Source organism: Sphingomonas sp. Leaf28 (genome assembly GCF_001421685.1).
GTDB lineage: Bacteria > Pseudomonadota > Alphaproteobacteria > Sphingomonadales > Sphingomonadaceae > Sphingomonas > Sphingomonas aurantiaca.
Window position 1 is genome coordinate 204591 of sequence record NZ_LMKX01000007.1, and the last position, 15251, is coordinate 219841.

The window sequence follows — 15251 nt, forward strand, 5'->3', positions numbered from 1 at the left end:
TCTCCTAAACCAGCCTCTAGCGGGCCTTGATGGTGCAATGGACGGCAAAGCGTCCGTCGAAACGCGCCTCGACGCGGTCGCCGACCGCGACCGGATGGACGCCGGTGACCGCGCCGGTCGATATCCATTGTCCCGGCGACACCGTTATGCCGCGCGCCGCCAGATGTTCGAGCAGATAGCGGACCGCACCGAACGGCCCGTCGAGCATCGCCGCACTCGTGGCGGCGCCGATCAGGGCGTCGTTGATCCACAGTTCGACAGGCCAGTCGTTGATGTCGGCGTCGCGCCAGCCCTCGGCATCGGCGCCGACGACCAGGCCGTTGTTATTGCCGAAATCGGAGACCGTGACGGTCGGCCCCAGCGCGTTGATGCCGGGGAAAGGCGAACTCGCAATCTCTATGCCGACATGGACCGCGTCGATCATCGCGCGCGCTTCGTCCGTCGTATAGGTCCGCTTGGCGGGGTCGGGGGCCGTGCCGATCCGCAGCAGGAACTCTGCCTCCGCGGCGGCAAAGCCTTGCGCGAACACCGGCATCGCGACCGGATCGGCACTGGCCTGGACGATCTGGTCGGCAAAGATCGGCCCCGTGAGGCGATCGATCCCGTCGAGCGGCGGGTTGATCCGGCCGACCTTCCACCCGGCAACCACGCCGTCGGCCAGCAGCAACGCTGCGTCCTGCACCGCATAGCCATCGTCGAGCGTGACCGGCACGTCGCCGGGAAATTCGGGAACGACGCCACCCTCCCGGCGCGCCTCGACAAAGGTCTTGGCGATCCGTGTCGTGTTGTCGTTCGTGTTCGGCCGTGCCGCCAAGAACCCCTCCTGTCATGTCATTCTATTTTGCCGAACGGTATGGGAAACCGGTGTCATTGACAAGCGGGCACGTTCCCCGCCTGGATTTGACGATGCCAACGCCGGGTGTTCGACCTGTTTTCGAGGGGCCGTACGGAACGCCGCAGGGTAATGAGGCTTGCCGGAGACGGCCGGTTCACAGCGTCACGCCGCGCTTCCAGATGGCGATCTCGCGTTCGCCATTGCGCTCGGCGGCGGTTTCGGCACCGGACGCGACCTGCAGGATCCGCCCGAGCAGTGCCGCTTCGGTCGCCGCAAAGCCGTCCTCCAGCACTGCGCCTGCGTCGAAATCGATCCAGCCCGGCTTGCGCTTGGCGAGGTCGGTATTCGAGGCGATCTTGATCGTCGGCACGGGAAAGCCGAGCGGCGTGCCGCGCCCGGTGGTGAACAGTATCGCGGTCGCGCCAGCCGCGGCCAGCGCGGTCGAGGAGACCGCGTCGTTGCCGGGCGCCTCCAGCAAGGTGAGGCCGTCGACCCGGATCCGCGCGCCATAGCCTATGACGTCGGCGACCGCGGCGCGGCCCGCCTTCTGGACCGCGCCGAGCGACTTTTCCTCGAGCGTGGTGATGCCGCCGGCGACGTTGCCGGGGGAGGGGTTCTCCGACACCGTCTCGCCGTGATCGAGGAAGTAGCGTTTGAAATCATTGACCACGTCGACGATCCGATCGAACACGCCTTCGCTTGCCGCACGGTTCATGAGCATCTGTTCGGCGCCGAAGATCTCCGGGATCTCGGTGACGAGGACGCGGCCGCCGGCGGCGGTGACCTGGTCGCTCATCCGGCCGACCAGCGGGTTGGCGGTAAGCCCGGACAGCCCGTCCGATCCGCCGCATTTCACACCGAGCACGAGCGTGTCGAGACCGACCGTCTGCCGCGGCGCCCTTGCCAGCGCGGCGAGTTCGGCGACCAGCGCACAGCCTTCGGCGATCTCGTCGCCGCTGGCCTGCGTCGTCAGCGTACGGATCAGCGGGCGCCGCGCCGTGGGGATCGTCGCGAGCAGCGCCTTGATCTGGTTTTCCTCGCAACCGAGCCCGACGATCAGCACGCCGCCGGCATTGGGATGGCAGGCAAGGCTCGCCATGATCGTCCGCGTGCCCTCGAGATCCTGGCCGAGCTGCGAGCAGCCATGCGGGTGCGTGAAGGCGTGGACGCCGTCGACCGCATCGCCGACGAGCGCGGCGGCCTTCGCGGCGATACGCTCGGCCGTGCGGGCGACGCACCCGACGGTCGACAGGATCCAGATCTCGTTGCGCGTGCCGACGCTGCCATCCGCGCGGACATAGCCTTCGAACGTCGCGGCCGATGCACCGGGCCCCGCCACGGTGTCGACCGGATCGAATCGATAGGCGAGCGTGCCTTCGAGCGCGGTCTTCAGATTGTGCGAATGGACGTGCGCGCCGGCGGCGATCGCCTGCGTTGCGGTGCCGATCGGATAGCCATATTTGAGCAACGGGTCGCCCGCCGCGATCGACGCGAGCGCAACCTTATGGCCTCGGCCGATATCGTCGGACAGCGTCAGCTCGCTATCGCCAACCGTTACGACAGCGCCTGCTTGCGCGTCGTCGAGCAGCGTTGCGACGCTGTCGCGCGGATCGACCCTCAAAGCCTTGGCCATCGCATCCTCTTAATCGGTAACCGGTGTCAAGATTATGAGGCGGTGACGGCTTTTCCGCAAGACGGCTCGATCGCGTCGGGCTATGTCGTTGTTATGCAGAAGACCGGTCAGCCGACGATCAACGATGTGGCCCGGATCGCCGGGGTTTCCAAGAAGACGGTGAGCCGGGTGATCAACCGATCGCCGCTGCTGAACGACGATACGCGCAAGCGGGTCGAGGACGTGATTGGCGAGCTCGGCTATATTCCCAATCCGCAGGCGCGCGCGCTGGCGCTCCGCCGCAATTTCCTGATCGGGCTGGTGCACGACAATCCCAATGCGCAGACCGTGCTGAACGTGCAGCAGGGCATGCTCGAGGCGTTGCAGGGGACCGAATTCGAGATGGTCGTGCGACCGCTCGATCGCGGTTCCGCGACGATGCTCGACGATCTGCGGCATTTTCTCGAGCGGCAGCGGCTGTTCGGGGTGCTGCTGATGCCACCGGTCAGCGAGAATGACTCGGTCGCCAAGCTTTGCGACTCGATCGGCTGTCGCTACGTCCGGATGGGCTCTGCGGTGATCGACGACAGCGAGCATATGGTCGCCTCGAACGACCGCGAGGCGGTGCGGACCGCGACCGAATATCTGATCGAGCAGGGGCATCGCCGGATCGGGCTGGTCGCCGGGCCGCACGGTTTCCGGTCCGCGCGCGAACGCCGCCTGGGCTTCGAGGATGCGCTGGCCGCGGCGGGAATCGCTTTGCCGCGCAGCATGATCGCGGACGGGAATTACACGTTCGAGTCGGGGCTGGTCGCGGCCGAGCGGTTGCTCGACGTGATGCCGCGGCCGACGGCGATCTTCTCGTCCAACGACGAGATGGCAGCGGGGATCATCCACGCCGCGCGGCAACGCGGGCTCGATATTCCGCGCGACCTGTCGATCATCGGGTTCGATGACACGCCGATCGCCGCGCATGTCTGGCCGCCGCTGACGACGGTGCGCTGGCCGATCGCATCGATGGCGCGCTCGGCGGCGCTGAAGCTGATCGCGGGCGCCGACGACGGCAGCGATCTTGTCGAGGAACCGTCGCTGTTCCTCTCGACGCTCATCCGCCGTGCATCGGTCTCGCCGCCGGCAGACGCCGATACCTGACGGCATGGCTCGAAATCGCGGTTGCACGATCTCCTGACACCGGTTACCAGATCACCTGAGGATCGCGTCAAGCGGCGAGGAGGATGGATGATGGCTAGGGCGCTGGAACTGCATCCGGACCGTCTTTTCCCGGCGGACCCGAGGGCAGGGGCGGGCGCGGCACCACGTCGAGCGCGCGGGATCGACTGCGGTTTCCTTGCTCGGTTGGTGACGGGCCACCGGCTAGCCGACCGGGAAGCCGCTGACCTCGCGCACGATCTTGCCAGCGGCCTCGTCCGCCGCGCCTGCCGTATCGACGACCCCCTTTTTGCCGCGCAAGCAGCCTGAACCGGAGCTCTTTATGTTCGACCGCACCTATTACGCCACGCATCCCGACATGATGGAATGCGTCTCCAACGACGAACTGCGCGACCGCTACCTCATCCAGAACTTGTTCCGCGATGGCGAATGCGTGCTCAATTACACGCACGCCGAGCGCTTCGTGATCGGCGGGGTCGCGGTCGCCAGCGGCAGCGTCAGGCTGCCCGACCAGACCGAGCCGGCGTCCGCTGCCGGGCATCCGTTCCTCGAGCGCCGCGAGCTGGCGGTCGTCAACGTCGGCAAGGTGGACGGCATCGTCACCGTCGACGGCGAGACGTTCACGCTGGGCAACAAGGATTGCCTCTACGTGACGATGGGCGCGAAGGACGTGCAGTTTGCCGGCGACGGGGCCCGGTTCTACCTGGCGTCGTGCCCGGCGCACAAGGCGTTCACGACGCGCGTGATCTCGGTCGGCGACGCGACGACTCTGGAGCGCGGGAGCCTGGAGGAGTCGAACGAACGGACGATCTACCAGATGGTCATCCCCGGTATCTGTGACAGCGCCCAGCTGGTGATGGGGCTGACGGTCCTGAAGCCCGGCTCGGTCTGGAACACGATGCCGCCGCACATCCATGAGCGTCGCAGCGAGATCTATTTCTACTTCGAGCTCGACGACCTCGAGAAGGACCGCGTGTTCCATTACATGGGCGAGGGCGACGCGACCCGCCACATCGTCATGGCGAACGAGGAGGCGGTGATCAGCCCGCCCTGGTCGATCCACATGGGGTCCGGGACGAAGGCATACGCCTTCATCTGGGCGATGGCGGGCGAGAACCAGGATTATACCGACATGAGCGTGCTGGATATCTGCCAGCTGGCGTAAAGCTCCCCTCCCGCGTGCGGGAGGGGTCGGGGGAGGGCGTGTCCACACGGGCCGGCGCGCGTTTCCCCTCCCCTAGCCCCTCCCGCAAGCGGGAGGGGAATGAGCGAGGACATATGACCAACCCCTTCGACCTGACCGGTAAGGTTGCCATCGTCACCGGCGCGAACACCGGCATCGGCCAGGCGATTGCGGTCGCGCTCGCCACCGCCGGCGCGGATGTCGCGTGCGTCGGCCGCACCCCCGCCGAGGACACCGCCGCGCAGATCCGTGCGCTCGGACGCAAGGCGGAGATCGTCTCCGCCGACCTGTCGACCATCGAGCCGGTCCAGCGCGTCGTCGACGAGACGATCGAGAAGCTCGGCGGGCTCGACATCCTGATCAACAATGCCGGCATCATCCGCCGCGCCGACGCGGTCGACTTTACCGAGGCGGATTGGGATGCGGTGATCGACACCAACCTGAAATCGGTGTTCTTCCTGTGCCAGGCCGCGGGCCGACACATGATCGCGCAAGGCTCGGGCAGAATCGTCAACATTGCGTCGATGCTGACCTTCCAGGGCGGTATCCGCGTACCGAGCTATACCGCGTCCAAGTCGGGCATCGGCGGGCTCACCAAGCTGCTGGCGAACGAATGGGCCGCCAAGGGCATCAACGTCAACGCGATCGCGCCAGGATATATCGCGACCAACAACACGGCGGCGCTGCAAGCCGATGCAGTGCGCAACACATCGATCTTGGAGCGTATTCCTGCGGGGGCCTGGGGCGAACCGTCCGATCTCGGCGGGGCGGCGGTGTTCCTGTCCTCGGCCGCTGCGAACTATGTCCAGGGCCATATCCTGGCGGTCGATGGCGGGTGGTTGGCGCGCTAGCCTCGCCACCGCAGCGCGAAATACCGGCTCCATTACCGCTTCGGAAAGCGGTTCACCGCCCCGTGCCGGGCATGAACGAGAGGAGGGCGATATGGCGAAGTTTCTGGCATTCGGCGAAATCATGCTGCGGCTTTCTCCGCCGGGCCGCGAGTTGCTGCTGCAGACGGCCAGGCTCGACGTCTGGGTCGCCGGCGCGGAGGCGAACGTCGTCACGCAGCTTGCGCGATTGGGGCATGACGTCGGCATGGCGACGGTCGTGCCCGACAACGATCTCGGGCGGGCAGCGATCACCACGCTGCGGGGGCATGGCGTGGACACGTCGGCCATCACCCTCGGCGGCGAGCGGATGGGGCTGTATTTCGTCACCTCCGGGGCAGGCTTGCGCGCCACCGAAGTCATTTACGACCGCGCCTGGTCGTCGTTCGCGCAGGCACCGCTGGGCGCCTGGGACTGGGATGCATTGCTCGCGGGCGTCGATCGCTTCCACCTTTCCGGCATCACGCCCGCGCTGGGCCCGGTGCCGGCGCAGAGCGCGCTTGCCGCCGTGGAAGCGGCGACTCAGCGCGGCATTCCCGTATCGTTCGACGGCAATTGGCGTGGCAAGCTGTGGGAGCGCTGGGAGTCGAACCCACGCGTGATCCTGACCGACCTCGTCGCGCATGCCGATCTGATGTTCGGCAATCACCGCGATATAGCCCTGCTGCTCGACCGTGACTTTTCGGGCGATGCGCAGGAGCGGCCGCGCGAGGCGGCGGAGGCGGCGTTCGACGCGTTCCCGCGATTGCAGACGATCGCGTCGACCGCGCGGCATGTCGAGCATGTCGATCTCCACCGGCTTTCGGCGCGGATCGATACGCGCGCGACGCATGTCCAGACGGACGAGGTCGTGCTCGCCGGGATCGTCGACCGGATCGGTGGCGGCGACGCCTTCGCGGCGGGCGTGCTGCACGGGTTGCGATCGGGCGGGGACATCGGCGACGCCGCACGGATCGGGCTGGCGCTGGCCGCGCTCAAACACTCGCTGCCGGGTGACGCGAGCCTGTTCCGACAGGCCGATATCGACGCGTATCTGGCCGGGGGGCTCGATGTCCGCCGCTGACGGCTGGACGCGGCGCGGCGCTCTCGGTGGAGGCGCTGCGCTGATCCTGGCGTCCGGCGTGCGCGCGGCGTCCCCGCGCGCGGTTCGTGCCCCGGCGGGCGATTTCATCGGAACGGCGGACCGGAACGTCCTGACCTTCAAGGGCATTCGCTATGGTCGCGCCGAACGGTTTCGCGCGCCGGTGGCCGTGGCGATGCCCGGCCAGACTCGTCGGGCACTGGAGTTCGGGCCGGTCTGTCCGCAGTCCGGACCCTATGGTCCGCAGGCCGAGGACTGCCTGTTCCTCAACATCTGGACGACTGCCGCCGACCCGCGCGCCCAGAAACCGGTGATGCTCTACATCCACGGCGGCGCCTATTCGAACGGCAGCGTCACCGATCCGCAGAATGACGGGCAGGCGCTAGCGGCGCGGGGCGACGTCGTGGTCGTGACGGTCAACCACCGGCTCAACGCGCTCGGCTATCTGTATCTCGCCCGGCTCGATGCGCGGTTTCCCGACAGCGGGAATGCCGGGCAACTCGACCTGATACTGGCGCTGCGCTGGGTGCGCGACAACATCGCAGCGTTCGGCGGGGATCCGTCTCGCGTCATGGTGTTCGGCCAGTCCGGCGGCGGCGCGAAGATCGCGACGTTGATGGGGATGCCCGCCGCCGCCGGCCTGTTCCACCGCGCCGCGACGATGAGCGGGCAGCAGGTCACGGCGTCGGGGCCGCTCAACGCAACATCGCGCGCGCGCGCATATCTGGGGAAACTGGGCGTGGCGGAAACCGACCTTGCGCCGCTGCTTGCGATGCCGGTCGAGACGCTCGTCGAGGGGCTCTCGGCAACCGACCCGGTCATGGGCGGCGGTGTGTATTTCGGGCCCGTGCTCGACATGACGTGGCTGGTTCGCCACCCGTTCTGGCCGGACGCCAATCCCCTCGGCAACACCATCCCGATGATGCTCGGCAACACGCATGACGAGACGCGGGCGTTCATCGGGTTGGACTCCCCGAAGGTGAGTGGCCTCGACTGGAGCAACGTGGCCGCGCGCATGGCCCCCGAACTCAGGATCGACATCCTGCCCGAATGGGTCGTGGCGCAGTATCGGGCGCGGTACCCGGACTGGTCGCCGACCGACGTGTTCTACGGCGCGACCACGGCGGGGCGCAGCTGGCGTGGGCAGGTGATCGAGGCCGAGGCGCGCGCCGATGCGGGGGCGCCGACCTGGGTCTATCAGGTGGATTTCGCGTCGCGGATGGATCCGCGGCGCGGCGCGTTCCACACGATGGATATCCCGTTGGTGTTCGGCACGCTGGGCGCGACCGGATCGCAGACGGGTGTGGCAGCGGATGCGCAGGCGGCGTCGAAGGCGATGCAGGACAGCTTCGTCGCGTTCGCGATCACCGGCGATCCCGATCATGCGGGCGCACCGAACTGGCCGCGATACGATCGGGCACAGCGGGCGACGATGATCTTCGACGCCCGGTCCAGGGTGGAACGCGATCCGCGCCGCTGGGAGCGCGAACTGTTCGCCCGCGTCCCGTATATCCAGCCCGGGACCTAGCTGTCGCGCCAAACGCCGGGCGGAACGTTCAACGGCCGCCAGCGTGGCATTTCCCGTCGTTTCATCGAACAATCATCGCTCCGTCACGGCGCGCAACACGGCGTGTTGACACGCCAAAGATCATGCGACATTGTTGTGACACCGGTTACCTAGGCAGGCAGGGGACGGTGGGGGGACCAGCAAGAGTTGGCCTTTCGGGAGAGGATCGGGTGCCCCCGTGGTCAGCAACGGGCCCAAATCTCCAATATAATCAGGTCGAAAGCGCAGCGGCGACATGTCGCGCGCGCAACCGGTGTCATCGGCGATGGCCGAATGGGGAGTGGATGCAATGGAAGTTCAAGCAACGGTTGCGATTCGGCGGACGGGCTGGCTTGGCGGCGTGTCCGCGAGCAGCCTGGTTCTCGCGCTCGCACTGCCTTCGATCGCAACGGCGCAGGCGGCCCAGATCCCCAGCAGCGTGACGCCGGGAACGCCGGCGCAGGTCGATCCCTCGCCCGCGCAGACCGCCGTCGTCCCGCAGGGTGGCGCAGCCGATCCTGCCGCGACGACCGCGCCGCAGGCCGCCCCCGAGACCGTGCCCGCCGACGGCCAGACCGCCGAGATCATCGTCACCGGGTTTCGCAAGTCGCTCGACGCCGCGCTCAACGTGAAGCGTCAGTCGGTCGCGGCGGTCGATGCGATCGTTGCCGAGGATATCGCCAAGTTCCCCGATCAGAACCTCGCCGAGTCGCTCCAGCGTATTCCAGGCATCTCGATCCAGCGCGACGCCGGCGAGGGCCGCGCGATCACCGTCCGCGGTCTGGGCGCCCAGTTCACCCGGGTCCGCGTCAACGGGATGGAAACCGTGGCGACGTCGACCGATGGCGCCAGTTCCAACCGTGATCGCGCGTTCGATTTCAACGTCTTCGCCTCCGAGCTGTTCAACTCGATCGTCGTCCACAAGACGGCGGAGGCGTCGCTCGACGAAGGGTCGCTCGGTGCGGTCGTCGACCTCAACACCGGCAACCCGCTTGGCGGCAAGATCGGTTTCACCGCGGTCGGCTCGGCCCAGGCCAGCTACAATGATCTCAGCAAGAACACCGGCCCCCGCCTCGCAGGGCTGCTGTCGTGGAAGTCGGCGGACGGCAAGTTCGGCGTTGCGGCGTCCGCAGCCTATTCGAAGACCAACAATTTCGAACTCGGCAACAACACCGTGCGCTGGGCCCAGGCGCCGTTTGACTCGGTCGACGGCACGCGCTGCTACACCACGCAGAACCGCGGCGGAGTCTATGTTCCCAGCACCGCCTGCACCGCGGCCGCGCTCGCCTTCCACCCGCGCATTCCGCGCTATGGCTCGGTGCGACACGAACGCGAGCGGTTGGGGATCACGGGCAGCGTGCAATGGGCGCCGAGCGATGCCACCAAGATCTCGATCGACGGGCTGTATTCGCGGTTCAAGGAAACCCGCGAGGAAAAATGGGGCGAAGTCCTGCTGCGCTCCAACGAGCGGTCGATCGACCTCAGCAACTACACGATCGATTCGAACAACAACCTGATCAAGGCGACGCTCAACGACGCCTGGGTGCGGACCGAGCATTATCTGCGCAAGTCGCAGACCGAATTCTATCAGCTCGGCGGCAGCTGGGATCAGGACGTCACCGACACGCTGCGCTTCACGCTGATGGGCGGCATCTCGAAGTCGGACGCGACGATCCCGGTCGAGACGACGTTCGTTTTCGACGACCGCGATGCGCAGGGCTATAGCTACGACTATACCGACATGAAGAGCCCGAAGCTGACCTTCGGCACCAGCGTCACCGATCCGGCGAACTTCCAGCTCGCCGAAATCCGCGATCGCCCGTCGGAAACGGTCAACAAGTTCCGCACCGCGCAGTTGCGGACCGAATGGGACGTCGCGGAAGGGTTTCAGATCAAGGCGGGCGGGCTGTACCGCAAGTTCACCTTCGACACGCAGGGCTTCTCGCGCGATGCCGTCGTCTGCCCCAATGCCGGCGGCCGCGACGTCGTGCTCGGCACGCTGACCTGCTCGCCGAACACGCTGTTCGGGCCGACCGCGGTCTACGGCTTCCCGGCCGGCAGCCTTGGTGAGATCTTTAACCTCGGCAAGGCAGGCCAGCCTTCGGGGACGACGACCAGCTTCCTCATACCGAACATCGATGCGTCGGCGGCGTATACGGGGCTCTATAACCGTCCTGCCACCGTGCTGGTCGGCGACACGCGCAGCGTCTCCGAGCAGGTGACCGGCGGCTATACCGAGTTCGACGTGAAGGGTGACATCCTCGGCCTGCGCTACGCCGCCAATGCGGGCATCCGGTACGTCCACACCAAGCAGCGCTCGACCGGGCTGTCTTCGGCGACCGTCGCCGGCGTGACCGTCAACACCCCCGCGACGGTCGGCCGCAGCTATGACGATTGGCTCCCCGCGATCAACGTCGCGCTGTTCCCGACGGAGGACGTCATCATCCGCGGCGCGATCGCCAAGGTGCTGACGCGGCCGAGTCTGGGCAGCCTGACGCCGGGTGGTTCGGTCGACGGATTCAACTACCGCGTTACGTTCGGCAATCCGCAACTCGATCCGTTCCGCGCGACCGCGTTCGATATCTCGGCGGAATGGTATTTCGCGCCCCAGTCGATCTTCTCGGTCGCGCTGTTCAAGAAGACCGTCGAGAGCTTCCCGGTCTCGGCGACGCGCAGCGGCACGTTCGCATCGACGGGTCTGCCCTTGTCGGTCATCCCGGCAAGCTCGCCCGCGGCGGGCAACCCCGAAGGCCAGCTGTGGCAGATCACCTCGCCGGTCAACGGCACGGGCGCGTCGTTGAAGGGGGCGGAAATCTCGATGCAGACCACGTTCCGCTTCCTGCCCGGGTTCCTGCGCAACTTCGGCGCGCTGGCCAACGCGACGTTCGTCGATTCGAGTGCGGGCTACTCGCAAGGCGGGCCGGCGACGGCGATCGTCCAGCCCGGCGGCACGCTCGGCGCGTTGCCCAACACGACCCGCACGGCAACGCTCTACGGCCTGTCGAAGCGCGCCTATAACGGCACATTATACTATGAGGATGCCAAGTTCAGCGCGCGCGGATCGATCAGCTATCGCAGCCCGTATATCGACGGCGCGTCGGCGACCGGCAACTTGTTCGAGGGGTATGGTGCGACGACCAACGTCGACGCGTCGATGCGCTACAAGCTGACGCCAGCGGTGGAGGTCTCGCTCGAGGGGACCAACCTGACCGACAATTACCGCAGCCGGTACACCGATCTCGACGCCCAGCGGAACTATGAGAATAATCACTTCGGCCGCACCTTCCTCGTCGGCGCACGCTTCAAGATGTAGGTCCCGATCGACATCGTCTCTCTTTATCCTCGGGCGCATACCTTCCGGCGTGCGCCCGTTTCTTGTGGACCCGAGCATATGATCGATCGTCGGCATGCACTGCTGGGAACGCTGGCCGCCGGCCTGTCTGTCGGCGTGCACGCACAGGCACCGCCGCCAGCGCGGATCGGACGCCGACGACCCAGGCAGCCCGACCCGACCGAAACGATCGAGCTCTGGCCGGCTGGCGCGCCCGGCTCGCCCTCGAGATTGCCGATCGAGGTGGTCGAGGATCGAGCGACCGGTGACGCGGTTGCCGATCGCGCCGTCCACGGCATCGCGCGCCCGCGCATGGTCGTGTTCCGGCCGGCCAGGCCGAACGGATCCGCCGCGCTGGTGATGCCGGGCGGCGGCTATGCCCGGATCGTCGTCGACCGCGAGGGGTATGAGATCGCGCGCTGGCTTGCCGATCGCGGCTGGACGGTGTTCGTGCTGTTCTACCGGTTGCCCGGCGATGGCTGGGCGGCCGGGCCCGACGTCGCCCTGTCCGACGCGCAGCGCGGCCTGCGGCTGGTCCGATCAAGCGCAACGCGGTTCGGGATCCACCCCGATCGGGTCGCCGCGATGGGGTTCTCCGCCGGCGGCCATGTCTGCGCCGATCTGGCGACGCGGTTTGCGCAGCCAATCTACGCGCCGGTCGACGCCGCCGATCGCGTCAGCGCGCGGCCCGATGTCGCGGCGTTGCTCTATGCGGTGCAATCGATGGCGCTGCCGCTTGCGCATCCAGGCTCGCGAGCGCTGTTGCTCGGCCCCTCGCCGACGCCGTCATTGGAGCGCGCGCATTCGACCGCCGCCAACGTGACGTCGGCGACGCCACCCTGTTTCCTGGTCCATGCCGAAGACGACCGAAGCGTCGCCGTCGACAATAGCCTGGCGTTCAGAGCGGCGGCGATAAAGGCCGGCGTCGCGGTCGAAACGCATCTGTTCGCCGTGGGCGGGCACGGCTTCGGCCTGAGCCGCGCCGTCGGCAAACCGGCGGCGTCATGGCCGATCCTGTTCGAAGACTGGTGCCGCGCACAAGGCCTTGGCTAACAAACTTCGCCTGCGATCACAGCGCCTCGTAGCGGAAATCGCGAAAGCGCGCCGCGCCGCTGCCGGCCGAATACAGACCGGGGCGCAGCATCAGGAACCCGCCGCGGACGTTGTGGTGATAGCCCGACACCTCCATCCCGCGATCGAAACGGTGCCAGCTCTTGCCCGCATCGCCGCTGGTATGGATCGCGATGATGTGCCGCGTATTCGTGATCCGGATGCGCATGTGGCGTCCGTGCGGATTGGCGGGACGGCCGCGCTCGTTGCCATATTGATGCGTGACGAACCGGTGTTCGTCGAAGCCCAGCCCGCAATACAGCTTGTCGTCGTAGAACAGCACCAGCCCCGCGGTTCCCCCCGGCGCGATCTCGATGTCGCAGTCGAACCGGTACGCCTGGTCGCCGGCGATCAGCAGCAGCGGCGATGAATCGACCGGGGCGGTGCCGCTGGCCTGCAGGATCAACGCGCCGCCTTCGGTGCGGGCGCGATCACGTTCGGCCGGCCCCGGTCGAAAGAAATTCCATTTGCTGCCGATTTGCAGCGTGCGGAAATCGTCCGAAAGCGGTTGGCCATGGGGTAGGGCCGTACCGCCGCGTGGCTTGGCGAGAGGTTTCGAAAGATCGCCGCCGGTCATCGCGAACCAGCCATCGGCGGTCCAGCGGATCGGGTCGAGCAGCGCCTGCCGCCCGAGCGTCCAATACCCGTTCTCGAAGCCGTGATAGACCGACCACCAATTCCCGTCGGGCGCCTCGACGAGGCTGGCATGGCCGCGCGACCACCATTTTTCGTCGGTGCTGACGGTCCGCACGACGGGGTTGGCGGGATCGTTCGTCCACGGGCCGTGGATCGAGCGTGACCGTGCGACGATTACCATGTGGCCGGTCGGTGGCCCGGCGGTGCCGCCGACCGCGGTGATCATGTAGAACCAGCCGCCGTGGCGGGTGATCTTCGGCCCCTCGGGACTGAAACCCTCGACGTCCCACGTGTCCGGATAGCGCCACGGGTCGTAGACATGCTCGACCTTGCCGACCGTCGACAGGCCATCGTCGACCAAGCGGATTCGGTCGCCGCCCGACAGGAACAGCCAGCGCGATCCGTCCTCGCCGACTGCATGGCAGGGGTCGATATGGTTGGGCAGTCCGAGGTCGATCGGGTCGGACCAAGGGCCGTCGATATGGTCGGACCAGATGACGTGGATCCCGTTCGGCTTTGCCTTGACCGGAATATACAGAAAGTACCGGCCGTTATGCTTCTCGAGGCTGACCGCCCACACCGATCCGATATTCCGGGTCAGCGCGGCCTTGCGCGGTTGCCAGTTCACCAGGTCGCGACTGTGCCAGATCGTCAGCCCTGGATAGGAATCGAAGCTCGAAAAGGTCATGTAATAGTCCGCGCCGTCCTTCAGGATGGCGGGGTCGGGATGGTCGCCTGCGATCAGCGGGTTGAGGAACCGGCCGTCGCCGAGGTCGGCCCTGCGCTGCCCTTCGAAGCCACGCCGCCAATTGCCGTCGAACCGCGGCACGCCCGCGCCGGGTTCGAGACCGTCCGCATCCGAGGCTGTCGCGGGACCAAGTGCGGCGGCGCCACCCGCGAGCGCCAGTCCGAACGTCTCCCGGCGATTATAGACCATCCGCATCTCCCGTCCTGATTTCGCGCTTCTACCAAGTACGTCGTACCAGCAGGTCGCACGCAATACAGGGGACCATGGTCCTCGCCCCCACTACGCCGCGGATCGGAAGGCGTCGTGCGTGGCGAGAAGGCGGCGGGCGCGGTCGACGACGGGTTTGTCGATCAGCTTGCCGTCGACCGCGACGGCACCGAACGCACCGTCGATCGCGGACATCACGCGCGTCGCCCAGTCCACGTCAGCGTCCGAGGGCAGGAACGCGCGGTTCACGACCGCCACCTGGCGCGGGTGGACGCAGAGCTTGCCGCCAAAGCCGAAGCGCCGCGCGTGTTGCGTGTCGCTTTCCAGCGCAGCGTCGTCCGAAAGGTCCGTCGAAACGCCGTCGACGGGTGCCGCAAGCCCGGCGCTGCGCGACTGCAGCACGATCTGCGTGCGGACATGATCGATTTCCGCCCGGTCGCCGTCGATGCCGGCATCGGCCTGGAAGTCGACGGTGCCGAACGATAGCCGCGACAGGCCGGGCGCGGCGACGAGCTCCGCCAGGTTCAGGATTGCCGAGACGGTCTCGACCAGTGCGTGCAACGGCTTTCCCCCCGCCGCCTCGCGCATCGCGGCGAAATCGGACGCGCGCTCGGCCTTGGGCAGCATCAGCCCGGCGACGCCCGGCAACGCCGCGAGCGCGCGGACGTCGTCGGCATGCCAGTCGGTATCCAGGCTGTTGACGCGCACGACGAAGCGCGGCTCGGTCAGGCTGGCGAGCGCGTCATGGACCGCGTCGCGCGCGGCGCACTTGCGATCGGGGAGCACCGCGTCCTCCAGATCGATCACCACCATGTCCGCGCCGCTCGCGCGCGCCTTTTCGAAGCGCTCGGCGCGATCGCCGGGGACGAACAGGATGCTGCGGGCGGCAATGGTCATGGAAAATC

At 67.2% G+C, this 15251-nt stretch carries 11 protein-coding genes; 7 read left to right on the plus strand and 4 right to left on the minus strand.

Annotated elements, in window-relative coordinates:
• Nucleotides 1–16: 16 nt before the first annotated feature.
• The gene (locus tag ASE79_RS07515; RefSeq protein ID WP_056414192.1) at nucleotides 17–814 is read right to left on the minus strand and encodes a 2-keto-4-pentenoate hydratase; all 798 of its coding nucleotides are present in this window, start codon (nucleotides 812–814) and stop codon (nucleotides 17–19) included.
• A gap of 175 nt (nucleotides 815–989) precedes the next feature.
• Nucleotides 990–2468: a UxaA family hydrolase gene (locus tag ASE79_RS07520; protein ID WP_056414195.1), complete on the minus strand. Its 1479-nt coding sequence runs from the start codon at nucleotides 2466–2468 to the stop codon at nucleotides 990–992.
• A gap of 93 nt (nucleotides 2469–2561) precedes the next feature.
• On the opposite strand from ASE79_RS07520, the gene ASE79_RS07525 reads away from it, so the two are divergent.
• From ASE79_RS07525 to ASE79_RS07555, 7 genes are all read left to right on the plus strand, one after another.
• Entirely contained in the window at nucleotides 2562–3599 is a 1038-nt protein-coding gene (locus ASE79_RS07525; protein WP_056415690.1) for a LacI family DNA-binding transcriptional regulator, read from the plus strand.
• A gap of 340 nt (nucleotides 3600–3939) precedes the next feature.
• A complete protein-coding gene (gene kduI, locus ASE79_RS07530; RefSeq protein ID WP_056414198.1) occupies nucleotides 3940–4782 on the plus strand; it encodes a 5-dehydro-4-deoxy-D-glucuronate isomerase in 843 nt (280 codons plus the stop codon).
• A gap of 113 nt (nucleotides 4783–4895) precedes the next feature.
• Nucleotides 4896–5651 carry a 2-dehydro-3-deoxy-D-gluconate 5-dehydrogenase KduD gene (gene kduD / locus ASE79_RS07535; protein ID WP_056414202.1) on the plus strand — a complete coding sequence of 252 codons (756 nt, stop codon included), beginning with the start codon at nucleotides 4896–4898 and terminating at the stop codon, nucleotides 5649–5651.
• A 91-nt stretch (nucleotides 5652–5742) separates the two neighbouring features.
• Nucleotides 5743–6750, plus strand: a complete 1008-nt coding sequence (locus ASE79_RS07540) for a sugar kinase (RefSeq protein WP_056414205.1) — start codon at nucleotides 5743–5745, stop codon at nucleotides 6748–6750.
• Nucleotides 6737–8296 carry a carboxylesterase/lipase family protein gene (locus ASE79_RS07545; RefSeq protein WP_056414209.1) on the plus strand — a complete coding sequence of 520 codons (1560 nt, stop codon included), beginning with the start codon at nucleotides 6737–6739 and terminating at the stop codon, nucleotides 8294–8296. Before ASE79_RS07540 ends, ASE79_RS07545 begins: the two co-directional genes overlap by 14 nt.
• Before the next feature lie 328 nt (nucleotides 8297–8624).
• Nucleotides 8625–11627: a TonB-dependent receptor gene (locus ASE79_RS07550; RefSeq protein ID WP_056414212.1), complete on the plus strand. Its 3003-nt coding sequence runs from the start codon at nucleotides 8625–8627 to the stop codon at nucleotides 11625–11627.
• Nucleotides 11628–11705: 78 nt separating this feature from the next.
• Nucleotides 11706–12698 (plus strand): alpha/beta hydrolase, encoded by a 993-nt coding sequence (locus tag ASE79_RS07555; RefSeq protein ID WP_056414215.1) that lies wholly within the window; start codon nucleotides 11706–11708, stop codon nucleotides 12696–12698.
• 16 nt (nucleotides 12699–12714) lie between these two features.
• On the opposite strand, the gene ASE79_RS07560 is transcribed toward ASE79_RS07555, so the two are convergent.
• Both ASE79_RS07560 and ASE79_RS07565 read right to left on the minus strand, forming a co-directional pair.
• Nucleotides 12715–14328 carry a family 43 glycosylhydrolase gene (locus ASE79_RS07560; protein ID WP_056414218.1) on the minus strand — a complete coding sequence of 538 codons (1614 nt, stop codon included), beginning with the start codon at nucleotides 14326–14328 and terminating at the stop codon, nucleotides 12715–12717.
• A 90-nt stretch (nucleotides 14329–14418) separates the two neighbouring features.
• The gene (locus ASE79_RS07565; RefSeq protein WP_056414221.1) at nucleotides 14419–15243 is read right to left on the minus strand and encodes an HpcH/HpaI aldolase/citrate lyase family protein; all 825 of its coding nucleotides are present in this window, start codon (nucleotides 15241–15243) and stop codon (nucleotides 14419–14421) included.
• Nucleotides 15244–15251 lie beyond the last annotated feature (8 nt).

Bases quoted from the DNA above. Each gene is read 5' to 3' on its own strand.
- ASE79_RS07520 (WP_056414195.1), bottom strand. From the start codon at position 2,468: ATGGCCAAGGCTTTGAGGGTCGATCCGCGCGACAGCGTCGCAACGCTG.
- ASE79_RS07525 (WP_056415690.1), top strand. From the start codon at position 2,562: ATGCAGAAGACCGGTCAGCCGACGATCAACGATGTGGCCCGGATCGCC.
- kduI (WP_056414198.1), top strand. From the start codon at position 3,940: ATGTTCGACCGCACCTATTACGCCACGCATCCCGACATGATGGAATGC.
- kduD (WP_056414202.1), top strand. From the start codon at position 4,896: ATGACCAACCCCTTCGACCTGACCGGTAAGGTTGCCATCGTCACCGGC.
- ASE79_RS07540 (WP_056414205.1), top strand. From the start codon at position 5,743: ATGGCGAAGTTTCTGGCATTCGGCGAAATCATGCTGCGGCTTTCTCCG.
- ASE79_RS07545 (WP_056414209.1), top strand. From the start codon at position 6,737: ATGTCCGCCGCTGACGGCTGGACGCGGCGCGGCGCTCTCGGTGGAGGC.
- ASE79_RS07550 (WP_056414212.1), top strand. From the start codon at position 8,625: ATGGAAGTTCAAGCAACGGTTGCGATTCGGCGGACGGGCTGGCTTGGC.
- ASE79_RS07555 (WP_056414215.1), top strand. From the start codon at position 11,706: ATGATCGATCGTCGGCATGCACTGCTGGGAACGCTGGCCGCCGGCCTG.
- ASE79_RS07560 (WP_056414218.1), bottom strand. From the start codon at position 14,328: ATGGTCTATAATCGCCGGGAGACGTTCGGACTGGCGCTCGCGGGTGGC.
- ASE79_RS07565 (WP_056414221.1), bottom strand. From the start codon at position 15,243: ATGACCATTGCCGCCCGCAGCATCCTGTTCGTCCCCGGCGATCGCGCC.